We start from the raw sequence: 2404 nt of genomic DNA, 5'->3' as shown, positions 1-2404 counted from the left end.
CGCCACGGTGAGCAGACCCCTGCCCGACCGGATGCCGCCCCACCGGATGCGCATCCGCGCCCCACCCCCGCCTGAAGATCGCCCGTGCAGGGCCGTCACCACCCGCGCCCGCCGGGTCAACGACTCACCGGGGCACGGGGATACCCCACCATCCCCGCCGCGTTCGGGGCGAGCCGGGTCACCGGTTCGGTGCGCGGCCGAGACCGGATCGTGAGTAGCCGGGAACCGGGCCCTCCGCTCGCGCGTTGAGCTGGGGAGATCACCCCATCGGAGCCGTGTCGGGCACGGTGGCGCAGGCTCGGCCCCCGGCAGCTATCCTGGCGGATCAGGCCGGTCGGCGCGTCGCCGCCCGCGCGGTACCGGCGAAGCACTTATCGGGAAGGTGAAGGCCGCCCAGGCCGAAGCTGCATGGACCGCAAGCGCCTGCTCCGTAACCCGCTGATCTGGATCCTCGTCGTGGTCCTGGTCTACTTCGGGTTCTCCGTGCTCTTCGACGACACCCGTGAGTACACCCAGGTCCCCACCTCGGTGGCCCTGCAGCAGATCGACTCGAGGAACGTGGCCAACGCCACCCTCGAGGACAAGGAGCAGCGGCTCCGGCTCGATCTGACCAACCCGGTCGACGGCAGCACGAAGATCATCACCCAGTTCCCCGCCGCCTCCACCAACGGGATCTTCACCCAGCTCCAGGAGGCCGGGGTCTCGAACTTCAACACCGTGGTGCGGCAGGACTCGTTCCTGACCACGATGTTGATCTACCTCATCCCGCTCGGCCTGGTGCTCCTCGTCCTGTTCTGGATGATGAACAACGCCCAGGGCGGCGGGAACCGCGTCATGTCCTTCGGCAAGTCGAAGGCCAAGCAGCTCAACAAGGACATGCCGAAGACCACGTTCGGCGACGTCGCGGGCGCCGACGAGGCGGTCGAGGAGCTGTACGAGATCAAGGACTTCCTGCAGAACCCGGGCCGCTACCAGGCCCTCGGCGCGAAGATCCCCAAGGGTGTGCTGCTCTACGGCCCGCCCGGCACCGGCAAGACCCTGCTGGCGCGCGCGGTCGCGGGCGAGGCGGGCGTGCCGTTCTACACGATCTCCGGGTCGGACTTCGTCGAGATGTTCGTCGGCGTCGGCGCCTCGCGCGTCCGCGACCTGTTCGAGCAGGCCAAGCAGAACAGCCCCTGCATCATCTTCGTCGACGAGATCGACGCGGTCGGCCGCCAGCGCGGCGCGGGCCTCGGCGGCGGGCACGACGAGCGCGAGCAGACGCTGAACCAGCTCCTCGTCGAGATGGACGGGTTCGACGCGCGCGGCGGGATCATCCTGATCGCCGCGACCAACCGGCCGGACATCCTGGACCCGGCGCTGCTGCGCCCGGGCCGCTTCGACCGGCAGATCCCGGTCGGCGCGCCGGACCTGGCGGGCCGCCAGGCGATCCTGGCCGTGCACTCCAAGGGCAAGCCCTTCGCGAACGACGTGGACTTCCTGAGCCTGGCCAAGCGCACGGTCGGGATGTCCGGCGCCGACCTGGCGAACGTCATCAACGAGGCCGCCCTGCTGACCGCCCGCGAGAACGGGTCGCTGATCAACGGCGCCGCGCTCGAGGAGTCCGTGGACCGCGTGGTCGGCGGACCCCGGCGCAAGGGCAAGATCATCTCCGAGCAGGAGAAGAAGATCACCGCCTACCACGAGGGCGGGCACGCGCTGGCCGCGTGGGCGATGCCGGACCTCGAGCCGGTCTACAAGCTCACGATCCTGCCGCGCGGTCGCACCGGCGGGCACGCGCTCGTCGTCCCCGAGGACGACAAGGGCCTGATGACGCGCTCGGAGATGATCGGGCGGCTCGTCTTCGCCATGGGTGGCCGCAGCGCCGAGGAGCTGGTGTTCCACGAGCCCACCACCGGGGCGTCGAGCGACATCGACCAGGCCACCAAGATCGCCCGCGCGATGGTCACCGAGTACGGCATGAGCGCCAAGCTCGGCGCCGTGCGGTACGGCCGCGAGCAGGGCGATCCCTTCCTCGGCCGCTCGATGGGCAACCAGGCGGACTACTCGCTCGAGGTCGCCCACGAGATCGACGAGGAGGTCCGCAAGCTCATCGAGGCCGCCCACACCGAGGCGTGGGAGATCCTCAACACCTACCGGGACGTGCTGGACAACCTGGTGGTGGAGCTGTTGGACAAGGAGACGCTGACCCGCAAGGACCTGCAGCGGATCTTCGGCACCGTCGAGAAGCGCCCGCGGATCACCGCGTTCAACGACTTCGGCGAGCGCACGCCGTCGGACAAGCCGCCGATCAAGACGAAGGCGGAGCAGGCGCGCGAGCGCGGCGAGATCTGGCCTCCGGAGGCCGAGCGCGAGCCCGCGCCGGTCGGTTCGTACCCCGGTGGGGGCGGCAGCGTCCCCACCC

The 2404-nt window shown here is 70.0% G+C and carries 1 protein-coding gene; it reads left to right on the top strand.

Translation table 11 applies throughout. The features are described 5' to 3' along the window. Nucleotides 1-408: 408 nt before the first annotated feature. Nucleotides 409-2404, top strand: a 1996-nt coding sequence (ftsH, locus tag H5J29_RS29365; RefSeq protein ID WP_181784224.1) for an ATP-dependent zinc metalloprotease FtsH, incomplete at its 3' end; no start/stop codon positions are given.

Origin of the sequence: Pseudonocardia pini, from assembly GCF_013870575.1 — a bacterium.
Lineage (GTDB): Bacteria > Actinomycetota > Actinomycetes > Mycobacteriales > Pseudonocardiaceae > Pseudonocardia > Pseudonocardia pini.
The sequence above is the reverse complement of the archived record's forward strand: the minus strand, read 5'-3'. Positions and strand labels throughout refer to the sequence as shown.